This window comes from Sphaerisporangium dianthi, from assembly GCF_042654065.1.
GTDB lineage: Bacteria > Actinomycetota > Actinomycetes > Streptosporangiales > Streptosporangiaceae > Sphaerisporangium > Sphaerisporangium dianthi.
Genome location: NZ_JBHSFP010000025.1, coordinates 35,581 through 55,927 on the forward strand (window position 1 = coordinate 35,581; position 20,347 = coordinate 55,927).

At 73.8% G+C, this 20,347-nt stretch carries 20 protein-coding genes; 11 read left to right on the plus strand and 9 right to left on the minus strand.

All coding sequences use genetic code 11. The features are described 5' to 3' along the window. Window positions 1-43 precede the first annotated feature (43 nt). The 4 genes from ACFO60_RS28615 (at window position 44) to ACFO60_RS28630 (ending at window position 6,861) form a co-directional block, all read left to right on the plus strand. On the plus strand, window positions 44-4,498 hold the full coding sequence (locus tag ACFO60_RS28615) for a CHAT domain-containing tetratricopeptide repeat protein (RefSeq protein ID WP_380845986.1): 4,455 nt from the start codon (window positions 44-46) through the stop codon (window positions 4,496-4,498). A 118-nt stretch (window positions 4,499-4,616) separates the two neighbouring features. Further along, window positions 4,617-5,030 carry a hypothetical protein gene (locus ACFO60_RS28620; RefSeq protein WP_380845989.1) on the plus strand — a complete coding sequence of 138 codons (414 nt, stop codon included), beginning with the start codon at window positions 4,617-4,619 and terminating at the stop codon, window positions 5,028-5,030. Window positions 5,031-5,063: 33 nt separating this feature from the next. After that, window positions 5,064-5,897 carry a hypothetical protein gene (locus tag ACFO60_RS28625; protein ID WP_380845992.1) on the plus strand — a complete coding sequence of 278 codons (834 nt, stop codon included), beginning with the start codon at window positions 5,064-5,066 and terminating at the stop codon, window positions 5,895-5,897. A gap of 223 nt (window positions 5,898-6,120) precedes the next feature. Further along, window positions 6,121-6,861 (plus strand): GntR family transcriptional regulator, encoded by a 741-nt coding sequence (locus tag ACFO60_RS28630; RefSeq protein ID WP_380845995.1) that lies wholly within the window; start codon window positions 6,121-6,123, stop codon window positions 6,859-6,861. Here ACFO60_RS28630 and ACFO60_RS28635 read toward each other — a convergent pair. The 3 genes from ACFO60_RS28635 to menB all read right to left on the minus strand — a co-directional run bounded on the left by ACFO60_RS28635 (window position 6,828) and on the right by menB (window position 10,100). Continuing rightward, window positions 6,828-7,484 carry a DedA family protein gene (locus tag ACFO60_RS28635; RefSeq protein WP_380845998.1) on the minus strand — a complete coding sequence of 219 codons (657 nt, stop codon included), beginning with the start codon at window positions 7,482-7,484 and terminating at the stop codon, window positions 6,828-6,830. The two genes, ACFO60_RS28630 and ACFO60_RS28635, sit on opposite strands and share 34 nt — an antisense overlap. A gap of 61 nt (window positions 7,485-7,545) precedes the next feature. Continuing rightward, window positions 7,546-9,201, minus strand: coding sequence for a 2-succinyl-5-enolpyruvyl-6-hydroxy-3-cyclohexene-1-carboxylic-acid synthase (gene menD / locus ACFO60_RS28640; RefSeq protein ID WP_380846001.1), 1,656 nt, complete (start codon window positions 9,199-9,201; stop codon window positions 7,546-7,548). Window positions 9,202-9,278: 77 nt separating this feature from the next. After that, entirely contained in the window at window positions 9,279-10,100 is an 822-nt protein-coding gene (gene menB / locus ACFO60_RS28645; RefSeq protein ID WP_380846253.1) for a 1,4-dihydroxy-2-naphthoyl-CoA synthase, read from the minus strand. 142 nt (window positions 10,101-10,242) lie between these two features. On the opposite strand from menB, the gene ACFO60_RS28650 reads away from it, so the two are divergent. The 3 genes from ACFO60_RS28650 (at window position 10,243) to ACFO60_RS28660 (ending at window position 13,606) form a co-directional block, all read left to right on the plus strand. Next, window positions 10,243-11,376 carry an AMP-binding protein gene (locus ACFO60_RS28650; protein WP_380846256.1) on the plus strand — a complete coding sequence of 378 codons (1,134 nt, stop codon included), beginning with the start codon at window positions 10,243-10,245 and terminating at the stop codon, window positions 11,374-11,376. Window positions 11,377-11,459: 83 nt separating this feature from the next. Next, window positions 11,460-11,804, plus strand: a complete 345-nt coding sequence (locus tag ACFO60_RS28655) for a hypothetical protein (protein WP_380846004.1) — start codon at window positions 11,460-11,462, stop codon at window positions 11,802-11,804. 347 nt (window positions 11,805-12,151) lie between these two features. Next, window positions 12,152-13,606 carry an RNA polymerase sigma factor gene (locus ACFO60_RS28660; RefSeq protein ID WP_380846007.1) on the plus strand — a complete coding sequence of 485 codons (1,455 nt, stop codon included), beginning with the start codon at window positions 12,152-12,154 and terminating at the stop codon, window positions 13,604-13,606. Window positions 13,607-13,739: 133 nt separating this feature from the next. Here ACFO60_RS28660 and ACFO60_RS28665 read toward each other — a convergent pair whose 3' ends face one another. After that, window positions 13,740-14,117: a hypothetical protein gene (locus tag ACFO60_RS28665; protein ID WP_380846010.1), complete on the minus strand. Its 378-nt coding sequence runs from the start codon at window positions 14,115-14,117 to the stop codon at window positions 13,740-13,742. A 183-nt stretch (window positions 14,118-14,300) separates the two neighbouring features. Here ACFO60_RS28665 and ACFO60_RS28670 point away from each other — a divergent pair, with 183 nt between their 5' ends. Together ACFO60_RS28670 and ACFO60_RS28675 are read left to right on the plus strand one after the other, a co-directional pair. Beyond that, window positions 14,301-14,915 (plus strand): TetR/AcrR family transcriptional regulator C-terminal domain-containing protein, encoded by a 615-nt coding sequence (locus tag ACFO60_RS28670; RefSeq protein WP_380846013.1) that lies wholly within the window; start codon window positions 14,301-14,303, stop codon window positions 14,913-14,915. A gap of 327 nt (window positions 14,916-15,242) precedes the next feature. After that, on the plus strand, window positions 15,243-15,443 hold the full coding sequence (locus tag ACFO60_RS28675; protein WP_380846016.1) for a DUF5999 family protein: 201 nt from the start codon (window positions 15,243-15,245) through the stop codon (window positions 15,441-15,443). 3 nt (window positions 15,444-15,446) lie between these two features. On the opposite strand, the gene ACFO60_RS28680 is transcribed toward ACFO60_RS28675, so the two are convergent. Next, window positions 15,447-16,040, minus strand: coding sequence for an alpha/beta hydrolase family protein (locus ACFO60_RS28680; protein ID WP_380846019.1), 594 nt, complete (start codon window positions 16,038-16,040; stop codon window positions 15,447-15,449). Between the two features lie 80 nt (window positions 16,041-16,120). Between ACFO60_RS28680 and ACFO60_RS28685 the strand changes: the two genes are divergently transcribed. Continuing rightward, window positions 16,121-16,507 (plus strand): hypothetical protein, encoded by a 387-nt coding sequence (locus ACFO60_RS28685; protein WP_380846022.1) that lies wholly within the window; start codon window positions 16,121-16,123, stop codon window positions 16,505-16,507. A 186-nt stretch (window positions 16,508-16,693) separates the two neighbouring features. Here the strand turns inward: ACFO60_RS28685 and ACFO60_RS28690 are convergent, their stop codons facing one another. Further along, window positions 16,694-17,596, minus strand: coding sequence for a LysR family transcriptional regulator (locus ACFO60_RS28690; protein WP_380846025.1), 903 nt, complete (start codon window positions 17,594-17,596; stop codon window positions 16,694-16,696). Between the two features lie 123 nt (window positions 17,597-17,719). On the opposite strand from ACFO60_RS28690, the gene ACFO60_RS28695 reads away from it, so the two are divergent. After that, window positions 17,720-18,613 (plus strand): NmrA family NAD(P)-binding protein, encoded by an 894-nt coding sequence (locus tag ACFO60_RS28695; protein ID WP_380846028.1) that lies wholly within the window; start codon window positions 17,720-17,722, stop codon window positions 18,611-18,613. A 95-nt stretch (window positions 18,614-18,708) separates the two neighbouring features. Here the strand turns inward: ACFO60_RS28695 and ACFO60_RS28700 are convergent, their stop codons facing one another. From ACFO60_RS28700 to ACFO60_RS28710, 3 genes are all read right to left on the minus strand, one after another. After that, the gene (locus ACFO60_RS28700) at window positions 18,709-18,876 is read right to left on the minus strand and encodes a hypothetical protein (RefSeq protein WP_380846031.1); all 168 of its coding nucleotides are present in this window, start codon (window positions 18,874-18,876) and stop codon (window positions 18,709-18,711) included. Window positions 18,877-18,969: 93 nt separating this feature from the next. Further along, window positions 18,970-19,332, minus strand: coding sequence for a GntR family transcriptional regulator (locus tag ACFO60_RS28705; RefSeq protein ID WP_380846034.1), 363 nt, complete (start codon window positions 19,330-19,332; stop codon window positions 18,970-18,972). Beyond that, complete coding sequence (locus ACFO60_RS28710; RefSeq protein WP_380846037.1) at window positions 19,326-20,306, minus strand: hypothetical protein; 981 nt, start codon at window positions 20,304-20,306, stop codon at window positions 19,326-19,328. Before ACFO60_RS28710 ends, ACFO60_RS28705 begins: the two co-directional genes overlap by 7 nt. Window positions 20,307-20,347: the final 41 nt, after the last annotated feature.

The following is a 20,347-nucleotide window of genomic DNA, read 5'->3' on the forward strand; positions in this document are numbered from 1 at the left end:
ATAGTGAGGTGGGCCCCGGGCATGCCGACGAGGAGGGCGCGCGATGGCGCGGTTCCGCAACATGTGGCGCGTCGCCGACGTGGCGCGCGACCTGGTGATGGCCGGTACCTGGGCGGAGAAGCGGTCGGTGCTCGGCCGCTGCCCGCCCGGCCTGCTCGGCGACGTCGAGGCCGCGCTGGTCAGAAGGCTGGCCGAGATCCGGGCCGAGGACGGCGACGACTCTGCCGACGTGCTCGCCCACGAACAGAACTCCTGGCTGGTGCACGCCTGCCGCGCCGGCATGGACGAGGCGACCTGGCGGCTGCTGATCGACGGGTACTCGACGGCCGTGCTCACCGCGCCGGTCCTGACGGTCGTCAACTCCACCGACGCCGGCGAGGTGCGCCGCGCCATCGCGGACGCCCCCGAGGTGCTCTCCGAGCCGACCGGCCGCGATCTCGAGCGGCTGGCGCGGGACATGCGGTCCCTGCGCATGTTCCGGGAGTCGCACTCCGTCGCGAGGGGCCGCCGGCTCCTGGCCGGGGTACGCGAGACCGGGGTCCTCGACGAGCGGGAGTTCGGCGACCCGATAGAAGCGCAGCGCGAGCTGTTCCGCCTGATCGCGCTCTTCGAGGAGGTGCTCGACCGGTACGAGCGGGGCGTCGCGCGGGCGCTGGACGAGGCCGCCGGCCTCGCGGCCGGGATGATCGAGCACCGCTGCTGGTACGACGTGCGTCTCTTCCCCCGCCTGCGGCTGCTGCACCTGTGCGCCAACGTCTTCACCTACCGTTTCGAGGACCGCGGCGACGAGGCCGACGCCGAGACGAGCGTCCGGCTCAACCGGGCGCTGCTGGAGGAGACGCCCCTGGACCACCCCGAGCGCGCCGGTTACGCCGGCAACCTCGGCAACGCCCTGCGCAACCGCTTCGGGCTGGACCGTGATCCCGCCGACCTCGACGCGGCGGTGCGATGGCTGCGGGAGTCGGCCGCCGCCTACGGGCAGCGCAGCCCGCACCGGCACCGGGCCCTGAACAATCTCGGGAACGCCCTGCTGGACCGGTACACCACCGGCGGGGACGGCACGGACCTCGACCAGGCCATGGCGGCGTACACGCTGGCGACCGGGCGCCGGGCCTCGTCGGACCCGCTCTACCCGACCTGCCTGTCCAACCTGAGCCGGGGCCTCGTGCACCGGTTCCGGCGGGACGGGGACGAGCGCGACCTGCGCCGCGCCGTGGAGGTCGCGCGGCGGTCGGCCCAGCTGGGGCGCGGCACGCCGCAGCGGCACATGCACCTGGCCCAGGCCGCCGAGGCGCTCTACGAGGCGTACCTGCGCGACCGGGACCCCGGCCGGCTCCGCGAGGCGCTGGAGCACGTGGACGCGGCGCTGGCCATCGCCGGCCCGGAGGCGGCGGCGTCGGACGTGTACGCGACGATCCGCGAAGCCGTCCTGTCGGCCCTGGCAGGGGCGGACGAGACCACCGAAGCGGACATGGACGACGGCACGGGCGAGACCGGCCCCGCGCCCGCGGACGAGGCGGAGGAGCCCCTCGACGGGACGGTCAACGTCCTGGCCCGCCGGTACGGGCGCACCGGGACCGGCGCCGATCTCGCCCGGCTGACGGCCCACCTCGAGCGCATCCTGCCGGCGGCGCCGGCCGTGCACCGGCCGGTCTACCTGACGTCACTGGGCGCGGCCCTGCACGGCCGCTTCGAGCGCGAGGGAGACGCCGCCGACCTGCATGAGGCGATCGCCCGCCTGGAGGAGGCCGCCGGCGCCCGCGGGCCGGCCGGCCCGTCCGCCACCTGCCTGTCCAACCTCGGCGTCGCCTTGCAGTCGCGCGGCGAGCTCACCGCGCGGGTCGCCGACCTGGACGAGGCCGTCCGCCACCTGCGCGAGAGCCTGCGCCGGACCAGGCCGGGCGACCCCGACGAGGCGACGCGGCTGTCCAACCTGGGCAACGCCCTGCGGTCGCGGTCGGAGCACACCGGAAACGGCGCCGACCTGGACGAGGCCGTCGAGATGGGGCGCCGCTCGGTCGCCCGGCTCGCGGACGAGCCGTCTCTGCGGGCCATGGGCCTGTCCAATCTCGGCAACGCCCTGCACGTCCGGTTCCAGCGTGCCGGGGAGAAGGGCGACCTGGACGAGGCGATCGCCCACCTCGGCCGGGCCGCCGAGGCCGTGCCGGCCGGGCACCTCATCGAGGCGGGCATCCTGTCGAGTCTGGGCAACGCGTTGCGCGCCCGGTTCGAGGACGGCGGCGACCCCGCCGACATCGACCGGGCGATCGGGGCCGGCCGCGGGGCCGTGGCGGGTCTCCTCGGCATCTCCACCGACCGGGCGATGTGCCGGTCCAACCTGGCGATCTCCCTGCTGGCCCGGTCCGCGGCCGCGGACCTCGCCGACGACGACCACGGCGACGGCCCCAGCGACGGCGACGGCGACGGCCTGGACGACGCCGCCCTGGACCTCGCCGCCGTGAACGCCGCCAAGGACGGCGCCCAGGACGACGGCCATCACGACGTTCCCGCAGATCGCGCCGCCCTGGACGGCGATCTGAGCGAGGCGATCCGCCTGCTGGAGGAGGCCGTGCGCGAGCTGCCGCCCTCGCACCCCTACCTGGGCACGTGCCTGTCGAACCTGGGCAACGCGCTGAGCGCCCGGTTCCTGCTCACCGGTGACCGGGCCGACTCCGACGCGGCCGTCGCCCACCTGGAGCACGCGGTGCGGACGGTCCCCGACGGCCACCCGTCGCAGGCGATGTGGCTGCTCAACCTGGGTTCGGCACTCCTCTCCCCCAGCGACGACGACGAGAGCCGTACCGAGCGCGCGATCCGGACATGGCGCACCGCCGCGCGGAGCCGGACCGCCACGACGTCGGTGCGGATGGCCGCCGCCTCGGCGTGGGGCCGCGCGGCCCCGACGCCGGCGGCGTCGGCGGAGGGCTACGCGGCCGCCGTGCGGCTGCTGCCCCAGGTGGCCTGGCACGGACTGCCCCAGGCCGCCCGCCGCGAGCGGCTGGCCGACCGGCAAGGCCTGGCCCGGATCGCCGCGGCCCGCGCGATCGAGTGCGGCAGGACCGCTGAGGCCGTGGAGCTGCTCGAACTGGGCCGCTCGGTGCTGTGGAGGCAGATGCTGCACACCCGGGGCGACCTGGCCGTGCTGGAGCGGCGCGCGCCGGACGTCGCGGCCGGGCTGGCGCGGATCCGGCGGCTGCTGGACGATCTTCCCGCCGAGTCCGCCGGCCTGGACGGCGAGGCGGGACGGCGGCGGACGGTCGAGTCCCGCATGTCGCTGGCGCGCGAGTGGGACGAACTGGTGGAGCGGGCGCGTTCGCTGGACGGGCTGGCCCACTTCCTGGCTCCCACCCCGTTCGCCGAACTGCGCGAGGCCGCCGCCGGCGGCCCGGTCGTGGTCGTCAACGTCAGCGCGTACCGCTGCGACGCGTTGATCGTCACCGCCGGCGCCGAACAGCCCCTGCTGGTGCCGCTGCCCGATCTCACCCTCGCCGAGGCCGACCGGCGGACGGCCGGCTGGCTGACCGCGCTGCGGCGCCTGGACACCGCCGGCCGCGGCCCCGCGGCGCTGGTCAACGTCCGGCAGACCCTCACGGCCGTCCAGGAGTGGCTCTGGAACACGGTCGCGGGTCCCGTGCTGGACGCCATGGCGCCGCCGCGGCGCGACCCGGCCGCCGGCGAGGAGCGCCGCGCCGGCGGCCGTCCGGGTGAGGCCGCGGAGCGCGGCGAAGCCCTCCTGGGCGGGCCGCCGCGGCTGTGGTGGTGTCCGACCGGGCCGCTCAGCCTGCTGCCGCTGCACGCGGCGGGGACGGCGGGCGGAGACGGGCGCTGGGTGATCGACGAGGTCGTGTCCTCCTACACCCCGACCCTGGAGGCACTGCGCCAGGTGCGGCGCCGTCCGCCCGCGGCGGCGCCGCGGCTGCTGGCGGTGGGCATGTCGCACACGCCGGGGCTGCCGCCCCTTCCCGGCGTGGACGGGGAGCTGCGGGCGATCGGCGTCCACCGTCCCGTCGACACGCTCCTTCGCGACGCGGACGCCACCCGCGACCGGGTCCTTTCGGCGCTGGCCGGGCACGAGTGGGCGCACCTGGCCTGTCACGGCAGCCAGAACCTGTTCGACCCGGCCGCCGCGGCGGTCCACCTGCACGACGGCCCGCTCACGGTGGAGGACCTGGCCGCCCGGCCGCTGGAGGGGGCCGAACTGGTGCAGTTGTCGGCCTGTCAGACCGCGGTCGGCGGCGTGGAACTGCTCGACGAGGCGATCCACCTGGCCGCCGCCCTGCACATGGCCGGATACGCGCACGTCGTCGCCACCCAGTGGGTCGTCTCCGACGGCAACGCGGCGGCGCTCGCCGAAGGCGTCTACCAGATGCTGGCGCAGGCAGGCCGGCCGGACGCCGGGCGGGCGGCCCTCGCTCTGCACCACGCGGTGCGGAGCCTGCGGGAGCGTTTCCGCGCCCAGCCCGACCTGTGGGCCCCGTACCTGCACATCGGTCCATGACCACGCCCGGCGCCCCGGGTGATCCCCGGTGGTCCGGGCGCGCCAGAAGGGGCGAGCCCCGCCGGCGACGCGCCACTAGAGTGGCGTGGTGGCAGGACGGCACCGGTGAAGGCAGGCCATGACACCCCCTGAACGACCCCCGGGCGACGATGGGCGGGCGGGCGCCGCCCCGGTGACCGCAGAGTGGGCGCTGGCACTGTGGTGCGAGGCCCTGCCGAGGATGCGCCGCGACGCGGCGGACGGCGGCTGGAGCGGCGCCCTGGAACAGCGGGCCGCCGCGGTGGCCGCCGGCGGGCCTGCGACCACGGCCTGGGCCGAGCTCGGCATGCCGCTGGCCGGCGAGCCCATGCGCCTGGAACACCGCGCGGGCGGGGCGCTGGTCTCGCTGCCCGGCCAGGACCCCGTCGAGCTCATCGGCGACTACGCCTGCCCGCACTGGCGCTGCCCGCGCCGCGCCGGGCGCAACGATCGGGGCGAGCCGCCCCTGTGCGGGCTCGACGGAGCTCCGATGCGCTTCACTCCCGGTCACTGACCGGCAACGTCCGCCGCGTGCGAAAGGGCGTCGATGGAGACCTTACTGGGCGAACTGGGCAAGCGGATCTCCGATCGCTGGGTGATCCGGCTCGTGCTGCCCGGCCTGCTGTGGCTCGTCGCCGCGGCCACCGCGGTGGTCCTCGGCCACGCCCGGCCGTTCGACGCGGCGGCGCTGGTGCAGCGGGCCGAACAGGCCGGCATGGCGCTGTCGGCCCGGCCGGTCGCGGCGGCGGCGGCGGTGGCCGCCGTGCTGGGCGCTGCCGTGGTCGCGGGCCTGACGGCCCAGGCGCTGGGCCGTGCCGTGCGCGCGGTCTGGCTCGGCCTCTGGCGGGGGCCGGCCGCCCCGCTGGGGCGGCGCGTCCGCGCGTGGCGCCTGCGGCGGGCGACCGCCCGCCCGCCCGAGGGCGCGGCCGTTCCCGGACGCTTCCTGCCGGCCAGGCCCACCTGGATCGGCGACCGCTTCCGGCTCGCCGGTGAGCGGGTCGACGCCCAGTACGGCCTGCGCCTGGCGCTCGTCTGGATCCCGCTGTGGCAGGTGCTGGAAGAGCCGATCCGCACGCCGGTGCAGGAGGCGGCCGACCGGTTCGACGAGACGGTCCGCCTGGCCGGCTGGGGAGCGTTGTACGCGGCGACCGGCGTCCTGTGGTGGCCGGGCCTGCCGGTCGGGGCCCTGGTCATGGTGATCGCCTGGCGGCAGGGCCGCGCCGCCGCGGCCGGGTTCGCCGACGTCGTGGAGGCCACCGTGGACACCCGCCACCGGGCACTGGCCGAGGCCCTCGGCGTGGCACTGCCGCATGGGCGGCTCACCCGGGCCGAGGCCGCGGTCATCAACGATCTGCTCCACAAGGGCCACCGGCTCCCCTGAGCCGCCCGGCGCGAGATCGGGGCCCGGGCGAGGCGGCTCCAGCCACCGCCGAGCGAGCGGGCGCCCCGGCCCCGCGCGCTCGCGATCAAGGCCCGGCGGGACGCTCCGGGCGACGTCGCCGGGCGGGCTGACCGGGACACACCACGGAGCGTCAATATTTGTCAGGACATTCTGATGTCCGCTAGCCTCGTTCCAAGCGATCAATACAGAGCCGGGAGAAGGCATGGGCACTCGACTCGACATCGACCTCGATCGCTCCAGCCCGGTGCCGCTCTACTTCCAGGTGGCCGAGCAGATCGCCGAGGCGATCCGCCGGGGCGACCTGGTGCCCGGCTCGCGGCTCGACAACGAGATCCTGCTCGCCGACCAGCTCGGGCTCTCGCGCCCGACCATCCGCCAGGCCATCCAGTACCTCGTGGACAAGGGCCTGCTCGTCCGCAAGCGCGGCGTCGGCACCCAGGTGGTGCACGGCCAGGTGAAGCGCACGGTCGAGCTGACCAGCCTGTACGACGACCTGCGCAGGGCCGGGCAGGAGCCGACGACCAAGGTGCTATCGCTGCGACCGGCCCACGCCGACGAGCAGATCGCCGCCGTCCTCGGCGTGCCGCCCGGCACCGAGGTGCAGCTCCTGGAGCGGGTGCGTTACGCCGCCGGAGAGCCGCTGGCCCTGCTGCACAACTGGCTGCCCGCGGGCCTTGGACCGCTCACCGCCCAGGCTCTGGAGGAGCGCGGCCTTTACGAGCTGCTGCGCTCGGCCGGGGTGCGCATGCGGGTGGCCAACCAGCGCATCGGCGCCCGCGCGGCCACCCCCGCAGAGGCGCGGCTGCTGGAGGAGCGCCGGGGCGCGCCGCTGCTGACGATGGTGCGCACGACCTACGACGATCAGGGCAGGGCCGTCGAGCACGGCTCGCACGTCTACCGGGCCTCGCACTACTCGCTGGAGGTCACGCTGATCGAGCGTTGAGCGACCGGCTCGCCGGCCTCGGTGACGACGCGGCCGGCGCGGCGCTTGATGTACAGCGTGGTGAAGCAGCCGAACAGCACGGCGACGACCAGGCCGACCCAGGAGAACCCCTTCAGCCAGCGGTCGGCGACCATGCCCAGGTAGTAGATGACGGCGGTGGTGCCGCCCGCCCAGGTGATGCCGCCGAGCACGTTGGCGATCAGGAACCGCCAGTAGGGCATGCGCAGCGCCCCGGCCAGCGGCCCGGCGAGGATGCGCAGCAGCGCGATGAAGCGGCCGAAGAACACCGCCCACATGCCCCACCGGTCGAAGGCCTTCTCGGCCTTGGCGATGTGGGCCGGGCCGAAGTGCTTGGGGAAGCGCCTGGCGAGGCGGTCGAACAAAGGCTGCCCGCCCTTGCGGCCGATGGCGTACCCGATCGAGTCGCCGATGATGGCCCCGGCGCTGGCGCACGCCCCCACCCACAACGGGTCGACGACGTGCTGGGCGGACAGCAGTGCGGCGCTGACCAGGACGACCTCGCCGGGCAGCGGGATGCCGAGACTCTCGACGCCGATCACCACGCCCACGATCACGCAGATCCACACCGGCGGGATCGCCATGAGCCATTCCTCGACATGCATGGCTCACACCTTATGCGGTGGCATGCACTCGCTTTGCGTCAGCGGAGAACACCAGGGACTTTTAGGGGAGATCCCTGAGGGCCGCCTGGGCGGCCTCGCGCATCGCCGCGTGGACGCGGGCGTTCTCGGCGCGATCGGTGCGCACCTCGACGATGCGCAGCCCTTCGCCCCTGATCGCCTTGGGCAGGTCGCCGATGGAGGAGAGCAGGGTGTGCGGGGTGCCGGTGGCGGCGGCGAGGTAGGACAGGTTCACCCCGTGCGGGGTGCCGAAGACGCGTTCGAAGGAGTCGGTCAGCGCCGCCTGCGGGAGCAGCGAGAAGATGCCGCCGCCGTCGTTGTTGACGACCACGATGCACAGGTCGGGCCGGGGCTCGCGAGGGCCGAGCACCAGGCCGTTCTGGTCGTGCAGCAGGGTGAGGTCGCCGATCAGGGCGTAGGAGGGCCCGTTGTGGGCGAGCGCGGCGCCCACCGCGGTGGACACCAGCCCGTCGATGCCCGAGGCGCCGCGGTTGGCGAGCAGCCGCAGGCCGCGCCTGGGCCGCATGGCCTGGTCGAGATCCCTGATCGGCATAGAGGAGCCGCAGAACAGCAGGGAGTTGTTGGGCAGCGCCTCGGCGAGGTCTCTGGCCAGGCGCGGCTCGCTCTGCTCGGCCTCGTCCAGGACGGCGTCCACGGCCGCGCGCACGGCCGCGTCGGCGGCCCGCCAGGACCGCAGCCAGGCGTCGTCGCCGGCCGCGCCGGGGATCTCGACGGCCTCGGCGACCTGCGTGGCCGAGCGGGTGGGGTCGGGCCAGTGGGACAGGTCGGGGGCGACGACGATGTGCTCGTCGGCCTGTTTGAGCCATGACAGCAGGGGGCGGGACAGGCTGGGCCGGCCGAGCGTGACGACCACGTCGGGACGGTGGGCGGCGGCGAAGCCGGGGTCGCCGAGCAGGAAGTGGTAGGCCGAGATGGCGTGGTCGCCGTACCTGCCCCCTCCGGTGGGCTCCGACAGCACCGGCCATCCGGCCATCCCGGCGGCGGCGACGTACCTGCGCACGTTGGCCGCGCCGTCGCCGATCACCAGCACGCCGCGGCGGGTCGGCGCGACGTGCAGGCCCGCCGAAGGCGGCCCTACCCGGGCGCGCACCCAGGGACCGCTCGCGCCGCTTTCCAGGGGCTCGCACCAGGCGGTGTCGCCGTCGGGGATGAGCGGCTCGCGGAAGGCCACGTTCAGGTGGACCGGCCCGGGGTCGCCGGGCCCGAGAGAGCGCTGGTAGGCGCGGCACGCCAGCGATCGCCAGTAGGCCACCTGGCCCGGCCGCTCCTCGGGCGCGCCGATCTCGCTGAACCAGCGCACCGCCGACCCGTACAGCTTGAGCTGGTCGATCGTCTGGCTGGCCCCGGTGGCGCGCAGCTCGGGGGGCCGGTCTGCGGTCAGCACCAGCAGCGGCACGCCCGACTCGTGCGCCTCGATCACCGCGGGGTGGAAGTTGGCGGCGGCGGTGCCGGAGGTGCACACCAGCGCGACCGGCCGCTCGGACCTGCGGGCCAGGCCGAGGGCCAGGAACGACGCCGAGCGCTCGTCGATGCGCACGTGCAGGCGCAGGCGCGGGTCGCCGTGCGCCGCGATGGCCAGCGGCGCCGAGCGGGAGCCGGGGGCCAGCACCATGTCGGTCAGGCCGCAGCGCACCAGCTCGTCGATCAGGACGCCCGACAGCGCGGTGGCGGGGTTCACCTGCCCTCCTCGGGCGGGACCCGCCGGGCGGGCCGCGCGGCGGCGCGGGTGCGCGGGGGAACGGGGAAGGCCCTCATCTAGGGGCGGCGCGGGAAGCGGGAGAAGTCGGGGCGGCGCTTCTCTTTGAAGGCGTCGCGGCCCTCCTGCGCCTCCTCGCTCATGTAGTACAGGAGGGTGGCGTCACCGGCGAACTGCTGCATGCCGGCCGCGCCGTCGCTGACGGCGTTGATGGCGCCCTTGAGCATGCGCAGGGCGAGCGGCGACTTGTCCAGCATCTCGCGGCACCACTGGACGGTCTCCTCCTCCAGCCGCTCCAGCGGGACGACGGTGTTCACCAGGCCCATGTCGAGGGCTTCCTGGGCGTTGTAGAACCGGCACAGGTACCAGATCTCGCGGGCCTTCTTCAGCCCGACGGTCTCGGCGAGCAACCACGCGCCGTAGCCGCCGTCGAAGGAGCCGACCTTGGGGCCGGTCTGGCCGAACACGGCGTTGTCGGCGGCGATGGTGAGGTCGCACACGACGTGCAGGACGTGCCCGCCGCCGACGGCGTACCCGGCGACCATGGCGACGACCGGCTTGGGCAGGCGGCGGATCTGGACCTGCAGGTCCAGCACGTTGAGGCGGCCGACGCCGTCGGGGCCGATGTAGCCGTCGTCGCCGCGGATCTTCTGGTCGCCCCCGGAGCAGAACGCCTCGGTGCCGGCGCCGGTGAAGATGATCACACCGACGTCGCCGTCGTCGCGGGCGGCGTTGAAGGCGTGCTGGAGTTCGAAGAGCGTGGTCGGACGGAAGGCGTTGCGCCGCTCGGGGCGGTTTATCGTGATCTTCGCGATGCCTTCGGCGGTCTCGTAGATGATGTCCTCGTAGTCACCCGACCGCTTCCAGTCGACAGTGCTCACGGTCACGCTCGCTCCTCACTCACCTGCGCGTTCCCCCGGCAGGGCCACGGCGGGGGCCCCTCTCATCGGGACTAACCTTACGACCGTGAGTGAGCGTCCTGTGCACGCGGTGGTTCTTCCTCCCGGTCCCGACCTGTTCGGCATGGTTCGCGAGGCGCTCCTCGGCGGCGGGCCCGCGGTGCTGCCGCTGGCCCCCGACCTGCCCGCCCCGGCTCTGGAGCAGGCCCTCGCGACGCTGCGCCCGACCCATGTGGTGACCGCCGAGGGCGTGCGGCCCCGTGAGGGCGGGGTGCCGGCGGCCGGGGACATCGCGGCGATCATCGCGACCAGCGGCTCGACGGGCGCGCCCAAGGGGGTGGAGCTTCCGGCGGCGGCGCTGACGGCCTCGGCCTCGGCCTCGCTGCGGCGCCTGGGCGCCCGCCCGGGTGAGCGCTGGCTGTGCTGCCTGCCCGTCTCGCACGTGTCGGGGCTGCTGGTGCTGGTGCGCTCGCTGCTGGCCGGCGCCGAGCCGCTGATCCACGAGCGGTTCTCGCCCGAGGCCGTGGCCGCCAGCGGCGCCGATCATGTGTCGCTGGTCCCGACCCAGCTCAGGCGCATGCTCGACATCGGCGCCGACCTGTCGCGGTTCCGCACGATCCTGCTGGGCGGGGCCGCCGCGCCGTCCGGCCTGCTGCAGGAGGCGCGCGGCGCCGGCGCGCGGGTGGTGACGACCTACGGCATGAGCGAGACCTGCGGCGGGTGCGTCTACGACGGCGTCCCGCTGGACGGGGTGCGCGTCGAGGCGGGGCCGGACGGCAGGGTGCGCCTGGCGGGGCCGGTGCTGTTCTCCGGCTACCGCCTGCGCCCCGATCTGACCGCGGCGGCGCTGGAGGGCGGCTGGTATCTCACCTCCGACCTCGGCGCCCTTGAGGGGGGCCGGCTGCGGGTGCTCGGCCGCGCCGACGATGTGATCAACACCGGGGGGAGCAAGGTGGTGGCGGGCGCCGTGGCCGGCATCCTGGCCGGCCACCCCGGCGTCCGCGACGCCGTCGTCGTGGGACGGCCGCACCCCGAGTGGGGCGAGGAGGTCGTCGCGGTGGTGGTGGCCGCCGACCCGGCCGCTCCCCCGGTCCTGGGCGAGTTGCGCGCGCTGGTGAAACAGCGCCTGCCCGGGTACGCGGCGCCGCGCGCGCTGGCGGTGCGGGACCGTCTGCCTCTGCTGCCGAATGGCAAACATGATCTTGTCGCCATACGACAGGATATTTCCGGGTTTGTTAGCGCAAGGGATCTTTGTTGACCACAATGTCGCTTCGAGAGGGAACCGGAAGCTGCATCCGGCGCGTCATATCGTCAGCAGTGGATCTAGGAAGGACGCCTTTGATGAACCCAACCCGCAAGATGTGGATCTCCGCCGGAGTGGTGGGAGCGGTCCTCGTCGGGGGTATATCCGTCGCGGCCGCGGCCGCCGGCGGACGGGTCGATTCCGAAAAGGTCGGCCGGCAGAGCGAGAGCTCCGCGACCTACGCTCCGGGCGAGGCACCCGGCCAGATCCCTGGACCCGACGTGCCGGCGAACGCCGAGCCCACGAGCGCGCCGTCGGTCTTCGTCGACGACCAGATGAACCGCGACCCCAAGAAGGTCGCCGAGTACTGGACCGAGAAGCGCATGGAGGAGGCCGAGCCGCTTCCCATCCCGGTGATCACCGGAGAGAAGAAGCCGAAGTAGGCCGGCAGGACCTTTCCCGGAGGCGGGTCGCCGTAGGGCGGCCCGCCTCCTCGCGTGAGGGGACCGCGCGAAAGGCGAACGACCCGTGTGGGACGGCCGATCGCGGGCAGGGGAGGCGGGAGCGCCGAGGAGCCGACGAACGGAGGATCCGTGCAGCCCCGACACGCCGCGGCCGAGACGGCCACCCGCGGCGACCTGCGCACTCATCAGGAGACTCGTCCCGGCGGGCGTGCGGCCGGCGGGAACAAACCGCGCCGCCTGACGTTATTGATACTGGTGCGCCGAACCTCGAACGCCGCGCCATCCCATGACCGAAATGACGACTCCGTGACGGAGGAGGTGTGCTCATGCCCCGAACTGCCGCGGCGACCTCGCCCTCTCGCGAGGCGGCCCCGACGACGCTCGCTCAGGTCTTGGACCGAGGGCGAGCGCAAGGTCACCTTTCCCTCGCGGAGCTCCGCGAGGCGTTCTCATCTGCGCAGATCAGTCCGGCCAAGGGTCGTTCGATCTTGCGCGAGCTCACCGAGGCCGGCGTGAGCCTGGCCGCGGAGAACGAGCCCACACCTGGCGGCCCGGCGCGAAAGACCCGTAAGAGCACCGCTGTGAAGACTACCGCGAAGAGCGCAATGACACGCACCACGAGCACGACCGCGGACCCGGCGGCCACCGCCGAGGCCTCCGAGGGCACCATCACGACCCGCCGTCGCCACACCGCCCGCCGCACCGCCCGCACCACCGCGGAGGCGGCGGCCTCCCCCGCCGCACCGGCCGCGCCCGTCCCTGCCCGGCTCCCGGCGGGCCAGGAGGAGACCACCGACCCCGAGGACGGCTGGACCGAGCCGGACGAGAACGAGCTGCAGAACGAGCCGCTCGACCTGGACGACCAGTCCTCCGTCATGGGCGACTCGGTGCACACCTACCTCAAGTCGATCGGCCGCCGCACCCTGCTGACCGCGGCCGAGGAGGTCGAGCTGGCCAAGCGCATCGAGGCCGGCCTGTACGCCGAGCACAAGCTCGAGAGCGACGCCTCGCTGACCGGCGCCCGGCGCGAGGACCTCGAGTGGGTCGCCGAGGACGGCAGGCGGGCCAAGGACCACATGCTGGAGGCCAACCTGCGGCTGGTGGTCTCGGTGGCCAAGAAGTACACCGACCGCGGCATGGCGCTGCTCGACGTGGTCCAGGAGGGCAACCTCGGCCTGATCCGCGCGGTGGAGAAGTTCGACTACTCCAAGGGCTACAAGTTCTCCACCTACGCCATGTGGTGGATCCGCCAGGCGATCCAGCGGGGCTTCGCCGACTCGGCCCGCACGATCCGGCTTCCGGTGCACGTGCTCGAGATGCTGTCCAAGCTGTCGCGCATCGAGCGCGACATGCACCAGCGGCTCGGCCGCGAGCCCACCCCCGAGGAGCTGGCGGTGGAGCTGGACAAGACCCCCGACCAGATCGAGGAGCTGCTGCGCACCAGCCGCCAGCCGATCAGCCTCAACGCCACCATCGGCGAGGACGGTGAGACGACCATCGGCGACCTCATCGAGGACGTCGACGCGCCGGAGGCCTCGGAGGTCGTGGACCGGCAGCTGCTGGGCGCCGAACTGCGCGGCGTGCTCGGCAACCTCACCCCGCGCGAAGCCAAGATCATGGCGCTGCGCTTCGGCCTGATCGACGGCAAGCCGCACACGCTCGACGAGATCGGCAAGCACCTCGGGCTCACCCGCGAGCGCATCCGCCAGCTGGAGAAGGAGTCGCTGTCCAAGCTTCGCCACCCCAGCAACACGCGCCCGTTGCTCGACTGGGCCAGCTGACAGCCGGTCCGGGCCGCCGCCCGGCCCGGACCGGCTGTATGCGCGCACGGCCTCCGCCCACCTGGGCGGAGGCCGTCGTCGTTCACGGGAGCCATCTCGGGGATCGCCCCCCGCGGGGCCCCTGGTCAGCCGGTCAGCGCGCGGCGGCGAAGGGGCGCGGCACGCGGGCGATGCCGGTCAGCCGGTGCTCCTCGCGCAGGGTGCGCAGCCGGTCGACCTCGGCGGTCCACTCGGCCCCCTCGGGGGTCGCGACGCCCTTGCGCCGGCGGATGCGGTCGTCGTACGCCTTGACGCCCAGGATCGCCCGCTGGGCGGCCTCGGCGGCGCGCAGCGCGTCGGTCAGCGCACGGTCGTAGGCGAGCCCGGCCGCCCGCAGCTCCACGGCGCCGGCCCCGGCGGCCTGGACGCGGCGCAGCTCGTGCTCGGCCTCACGCGCCCTGCCGAGCAACGTGGAGAAGCTCTTTCCGACCTCCTGGTCGGCGTGGTGCCTGACCTCCGCCTCCCGGCTCACGCTCGGACGGAAAAACGCCATCGCCTGCCCTCTCTCAGCACATCGCCGGGTGTTCCGGCGTTCCTCGCTCGCCATAGCGTACGCCGCCCGCGGCACCGCCTCACCCCCGGTGGGCCAAGGGAGGGCGAGCGGCACGGCGCGGCGCCCTTTACAAAGTAAGCCATCGTGAGGATCATGCCTGGTATGCCAGCCAAGCGACCCGCGGTCCCCCTGTCCCATGAGCGCATCATCGAGGCCGCCCTGCACATCGCCGACGGCCAGGGCCTGCGCCGGCTCACCATGCGCCGGCTCGGCGACGCCCTGCAGGTGGAGGCGATGGCGATCTACCACCACCTCCCCCGCGGCAAGGAGGCCCTCATGGACGCGCTCGCCGAGCACGTCACCGCCGTCACCGTCGAGCCATCCGACGGCGGCTGGCAGGAGATCGCCAGGGCCTGGGCCCACGCGGGCCGCTCCGCGCTGCTGGAGCACCCAGGAGTGCTCGCCCTCGCCCTCACCAAGCCGCCCCAGGGCGGCGCGCTCATGGCGATCCGGGAACAGGCCGAGCAGCTGGCCGCCTCCGGCCTCGGCGACGCCGCCCGGGCGGCCCAGGCGGTGCGGACGCTGCGCGCGTACGTCATGGGGAGCGTGGCCGTGGAGATCCAGCGGTCGGGCTGGGCCGCTCCCACGGGCGGCGACGAGGACGAGCAGGCCCTCCTGCCGGCACTCGCGAGCGGTGGCGCGGAGCCCCCGGAGGAGGCCGCGGCCGCTTTCGAGCGCGGCCTGGAAGCCCTGCTGAGAGGCCTGTCCCGCACGTAACCGTTCGTTTATCCGTTCGGCGGCGAGTCGTGCCTGGACCGTTATCTTCGGTGGGGCAGGCTTGTGTCGCAGGTCACACCCTCGAACGAGCCCCGCGGGGCCCCCGCGGACCCCCTAATCGAAGGTTCCAAACCGTCCCAATGGGCTATGTCGTATGCGTGTGACCCGCAGCACACTTACTCTGTAGGTGTGTGTTAGCGCACACATCAACCACAGAGCGCTCGTCCCCGTGCGGCGGGGAATGGGGGAATCGGCGCGGGGCATGCGGTGCCTGGCGATGACGCCCCCGCGAGCCCCAGACCGAGAGAGAAAACCGGAGGCACGCCAATGTGCCCGCATGAGCCGTCCTGTCCGACCACCAACGCGCCGGACCGCGAAGCCGCCCGCACGATCGCGGCGCACCCCGAGCAGGGGTGGAGCCTGCTGTGCAACGGCATCGTGCTCTTCGAGGACACCGGGGAGCTCCTGCCCAACGGCGCCATCATCGCTCCGCACCGGCCCACCGACCTGGCCATCAGCGCAGCCTGAGCGTCACGAGAAGCGGGGGCCGAGCCACTGCGCGACGACCTCGCCCACGCGGGCGGGGTCTCGGTTGAGGTCATGTCCCTCACCCGCGAGCACCACCAGGCGTGCAGCGTCCGCCTGATCGGGGATTCCGAAGCGGTCACGGTCACCGCTGACCACCAGCACGTCCACGCCTGCCCCGCGCAGCTCCTCCACGCGCGAGCGTCCGGGCTTCCCCGGCGGATGCAGCGGGAAGGCCAGCGCCACCACCGCGGCGGCGCCGACCGCGCGAGCCGTCCGGCAGGTCACCCTGGCTCCGTTGCTCCGGCCGCCCTGCACCAGGGCCAGGCCGGGAAACCGTTCCCTGAGCGAGGCCACCAGCGACGTCCACGCCTCGTCCTGCCTGGCCGGCGACCCCGGCGCCCGGCCGCCCGCGACCCTGAACGGCTGCAGCACCCGCGCCACCGTGCCGCCGGCCGCCACCACCGCGTCCCGCACCGACAGCAGGTCGGGCGACTCCACGCCGCCCGCCGACCCGTGGGTGAGGACGAACAGGAACCTCGGCGCGACCGCCTCGTCGACCTCCACGATCGCCGCCCCCCGCGGCGTCATGATCTGCATGGCCGACACGGTACTCCGGAAGCATCCTTTTACTCCTCACGGGGGATGCCACAGGCCCCGGCCTGTGCGAGATTTGAGATGTGCCGGACAATTCACTTCCGCGCGACGAACTGCGCGCCACCGTCGAAGCCCGCCGGGATCTCGGTCCCGACTACGAGCAGGCACTGATCGAGTCGTTCCTGGAGAAGATCGACTCCGCGATCGACTCCCGCGTGCGCGCCGAGGTCGCCGCGCAGAACGGCCACCACCTCCCGCCGGGCCGGCCCGGGCCCTACGGGGCGCCGCCCCCCGCCCCGGGCAAGGCGAAGGGGGACGCCACGATCCCGATCGCGCTCGGATCCCTCGGCATCGGCATCCCGCTCACCGCCATCGCCGCCGGGGAGGCCGGGGCCGCCGGGCTGTTCCTCGCCTGGACCGGCATCATCCTGGTCAACGTCGCCGCCGCGTTCGGCCGCAGGCGCCACTAGCCTCCGCGCACCCGCCGCCGCGTCCGCCACGCACCCGCCGTCCAGCGGCCGGCGGAGCGGGGCGTGCCAGGTGTATCGACCACGAGCGTTGTCGACAACGGACAAGCGCGGGCGAGTCTCTCCGGTTCACTGCGATCGGCGCGACCCATGGCCGATGCCGGCGCCCGTCGTCAGTGGCGGCGGCCCTCAGGCGGTCGTGCTCCGCATCTGGGGCTCTGCTCGTGTGCGCCGGGTGGCTGCGATCGCGCATGCGACGCGTACGAGGGCGGCGACGGCCGGTGAGCGGGCGTCCTGGGGCCACGCGATGGCCAGTGTGCAGTCCGGCAGGTCGCTGACCGGCCGGTAGGCGACCCCAGGGCGCGGGTTGCGCCGGGCGACCGAGGCAGGTGCGAAGAACACGATGCCGCCCGTTTCGACGAGGTTGAAGATCTCCGACAAGTTGGAGGCCGGCCTTGTCGCCCCGGGCCGGCGCGGCGCGGCGCGGCCGGCGTCGGCCGGCGCACCGCTGGGGAGGTTCCGGCCGGCCAGGTCCGCCAGGCACAGCCGGGTCCTGGCGGCCAGCGGGTCGGTGGCGGCCATGGCGACCAGGACAGGCTCGGTGATCAGCGGCTCGCTGTCCAGCCCGCGGTCGTCCATGGGGCAGAGCACGAGTGCCACGTCGGCCAGGCCATCGCGCAGTGCCCTGGGCTGATCGCCGAACCCTCCGAGGATCAGTTCGGTGGGCAGGGCGGCGGGGTCGGCGCTGTAGGCGTCCAGGATCTGCGGCAGCAGGCCACCGTCGATGTCGGCCTTGAGTGCGATGCGCAGCCGGGGCGAGGTGCTGCCTGCGTGCCGGGCACGGTGAGCGGCGGCGGTGATCGCCTCCAGGGCGGTTCTGGCGTCGCGCAGCAGGACCTCTCCGGCGCCGGTGAGCTTCACCTGCCGGGTGGTCCGCTCGAACAGCGTCACACCGAGCTGCCGTTCCAGGTCCCTGATCGTGCGGGACAGCGGGGGCTGCGCCATGCCCAGCCGGGCGGCGGCGCGCCCGAAGTGCAGTTCCTCCGCGACCGCGACGAAGTAGCGGAGCTGCCGCACCTCCAGGTCATTCATATCCCCAGGGTATCAATCGCGACCAAGTTGGTCCTTCACCTGCGACGTCGCTCCAGGTTCACTCGAAGGCGACCGCCCGGCGCCCCTGGGGTTCGCCGTCGACCGCCACGCTTGGAGACACTCATGATCGTCGTTACCACGCCGACCGGTGACATCGGCCGACAGATTTTGGACCGCGTTCTGGCCAGCGGTGAGCCGGTCCGGGTGATCGTCCGCGACCCCTCCCGCCTCCCGGAGCGCGTGCGCGCGCGGGTTGAGGTGGTGGAGGGCTCCCACGCCGACGCGGACACGATCGCGAAGGCGCTGGAGGGCGCCGACCGGCTGTTCTGGCTCGTGCCCCCGGCCGGTTTCCGTGACGCCGGCCCCGCCAGGCGCTACTACCTGGACTTCGCCCGGGCCGCAGCCCAGGAGGCCGCGAGCGGGGGCGTACGGATGGTGCACGTCACCTCCCTGGGCCACGGCCACCAGGACGAGGCCGGACTCCTGTCGGCCGCGCTCGACATGGACGAGCTGATCGCGAGCACCGGCGTGCGGTACCGGGCCCTGGCACTGCCGTTCTTTATGGAGAACCTGCTCCGTCAGATCCGGCCGATCACAGAGCAGGGGGTGTTCTCCATGGCGAACACCGCGGACCGGCCGCTGCCGACCGTCGCCACCCGGGACGTGGCCGCCACGGCGGCGGCGCTCCTGCTGGACACCTCCTGGAGCGGGCAGGCCCGCGTTCCACTGGTCGGCCCAGACAGCCTGACCCCCGACGCCATGGCCGAGATCATCTCCGAGACCCTGGGCCGCACGGTGCGCTACCAGCAGGTCCCGCTCACGGACTTCCAGGCCCGCATGGTGCGGCACGGCGCGAGCCCGGCGCTGGCCCAGGACATGGCCGACATGGTCAACGCGCAGAACAGCGGAATCTACGACGCCGAGCCCCGCGACCCGGCCTCCGCCACCGCCACCGGTTTCCGCCAGTGGTGCCAGGACATCTTGAAGCCGGCCGTCCCGCTTCGAGCAAGGCGGTAAGGGCGGGCGACAAGCGTGAGCGTATCTACCAGGGCGCCGTCGACGTCGTCTCGATCAGGATCTGGCTCCGTGATCCCCTCACGTGATCCACCGGCTCACCGGCTGGGCGACCATGAGCCTTCCCGCCGCTCGGCGGCGGCGGGGACCAGCCCGCAGGGGTCAGGATGGATCTTGCGGGAGAAGTCCATGAGTTCGACTCTGTGCGGACGCAACCGGATCAGCACGAAGTCGTTCCCGGCCGGGCCGTCCGGGAAGAAGGACACCGGTCACCACTCCCCCCGCCCTGAAGATCACCACACTCCAGACCATACTTCACGGAACCGACCTGCTGGATATGGGCGAACGCGGGACACGCCCTATCGCGCCTCCAAGGCGTCGCGCACCGCCGCCACGGCCTCCTCCTGCGACACGCCCATTTCGCCGGCCTCCTGGGCGAACCGCTCGGCGGCCTCGCGCAGGCGAAGGCGCGCGCCGTCGGCGGCCAGCCCGGTGATGGTGGCCGCCCGGCCGCGCCGCAGCTCGACCAGACCCTCGTCCCTGAGCTGCTGGTAGCCGCGCAGGACCGTGTGCAGGTTGATGCCGAGCGCGGCGGCCACGCTGCGCGCCGAGGGCAGCTTGTCGCCGGGCGAGGCGGCGCCTTCGGCCACCGCCGCCCGCACCGAGGCCGCCACCTGGTCGGCGAGGGGCCGCGCCGAGGAGGGGTCGACGACGATCAGCACCCGGCCGCTCCTTGGCGGGCGCGGTTGAGCGAGGCGTTGACCAGCGCGGCGGCCGTTCCCGCGTCCTTGGTGGAGTAGAGGAACTCCCTGCCGTCGGCCAGCAGGAGGGCGAGCACCGGGCCCGGGCCGCCGACGTACCCCCAGCCGCGCTCGCCGCCGACCAGGCCGAGCCACTGGCCGGACGCGCTCGGCCGCACCTCGGCGAACCTCACCGCCGGGAACGGGATCGCCCGCCGCAGCCGGCCGAGCCAGGGCAGGGTGAGCTCCACTCCCCTGTCGTCGATCTGGAGCCGGGTGCGCGCCTGGAGGATCTCGAAGGCGCCCGTCAACGCCAGCATCGCCGTCCCCTGCCATCCCGTGGAGAAGGTGAAGACCGTCAACGCGGCGGCGGCGAGCCAGATCGCCCCGTTGCGGAGCTTGCGGCGGGACCAGGTGGAGGCCGTGTACACCGCACGCTGCCCCGGGGCCAGGTCCATGAGCGGGACCCCGGGAGGCGGGGCGGCGGCCGCCTCGGGCGGGCTCGGCAGTGGGCCCGCCAGCCGCCACCCGGCCAGGCCCGCGAGGGCGGCGGCGCCCAGCTCCACCGGCAGCTCCCACGCCGGCAGGGGCGCCGGGCCCGTGGCGTCGAGCAGCGCCACGATGTTGACCGCGTCCGCGGCGGCCGGCCACACGCTCACGCCGAACGCCGCCGTCACCACCCACCGCTGCAGCTCCGGCCATCGCCAGTAGTGCACGAAGAGCACGACATACCAGACCTCGGCCAGCACGACGCCCTGGATGTGCAACCGGACCCATCCGTCCCACGGGTGGGCGTACTGCGCCGTGACCCCCTCGACGTAGGCCCGGTCGGGCAGCCGCTCGGCGAACACGGTGGTGAGCACGAGCGGGACGAGCAGTATGAGCAGCGGTGGAGCCATGGTCAGGACGAGCCGGCGCGCGCGCCCGGGGCTCGCAGGATCCGGGGAACCGTTCACCGATCCACCTCCAACTGTTTGCATGTCACTATAACAATGCA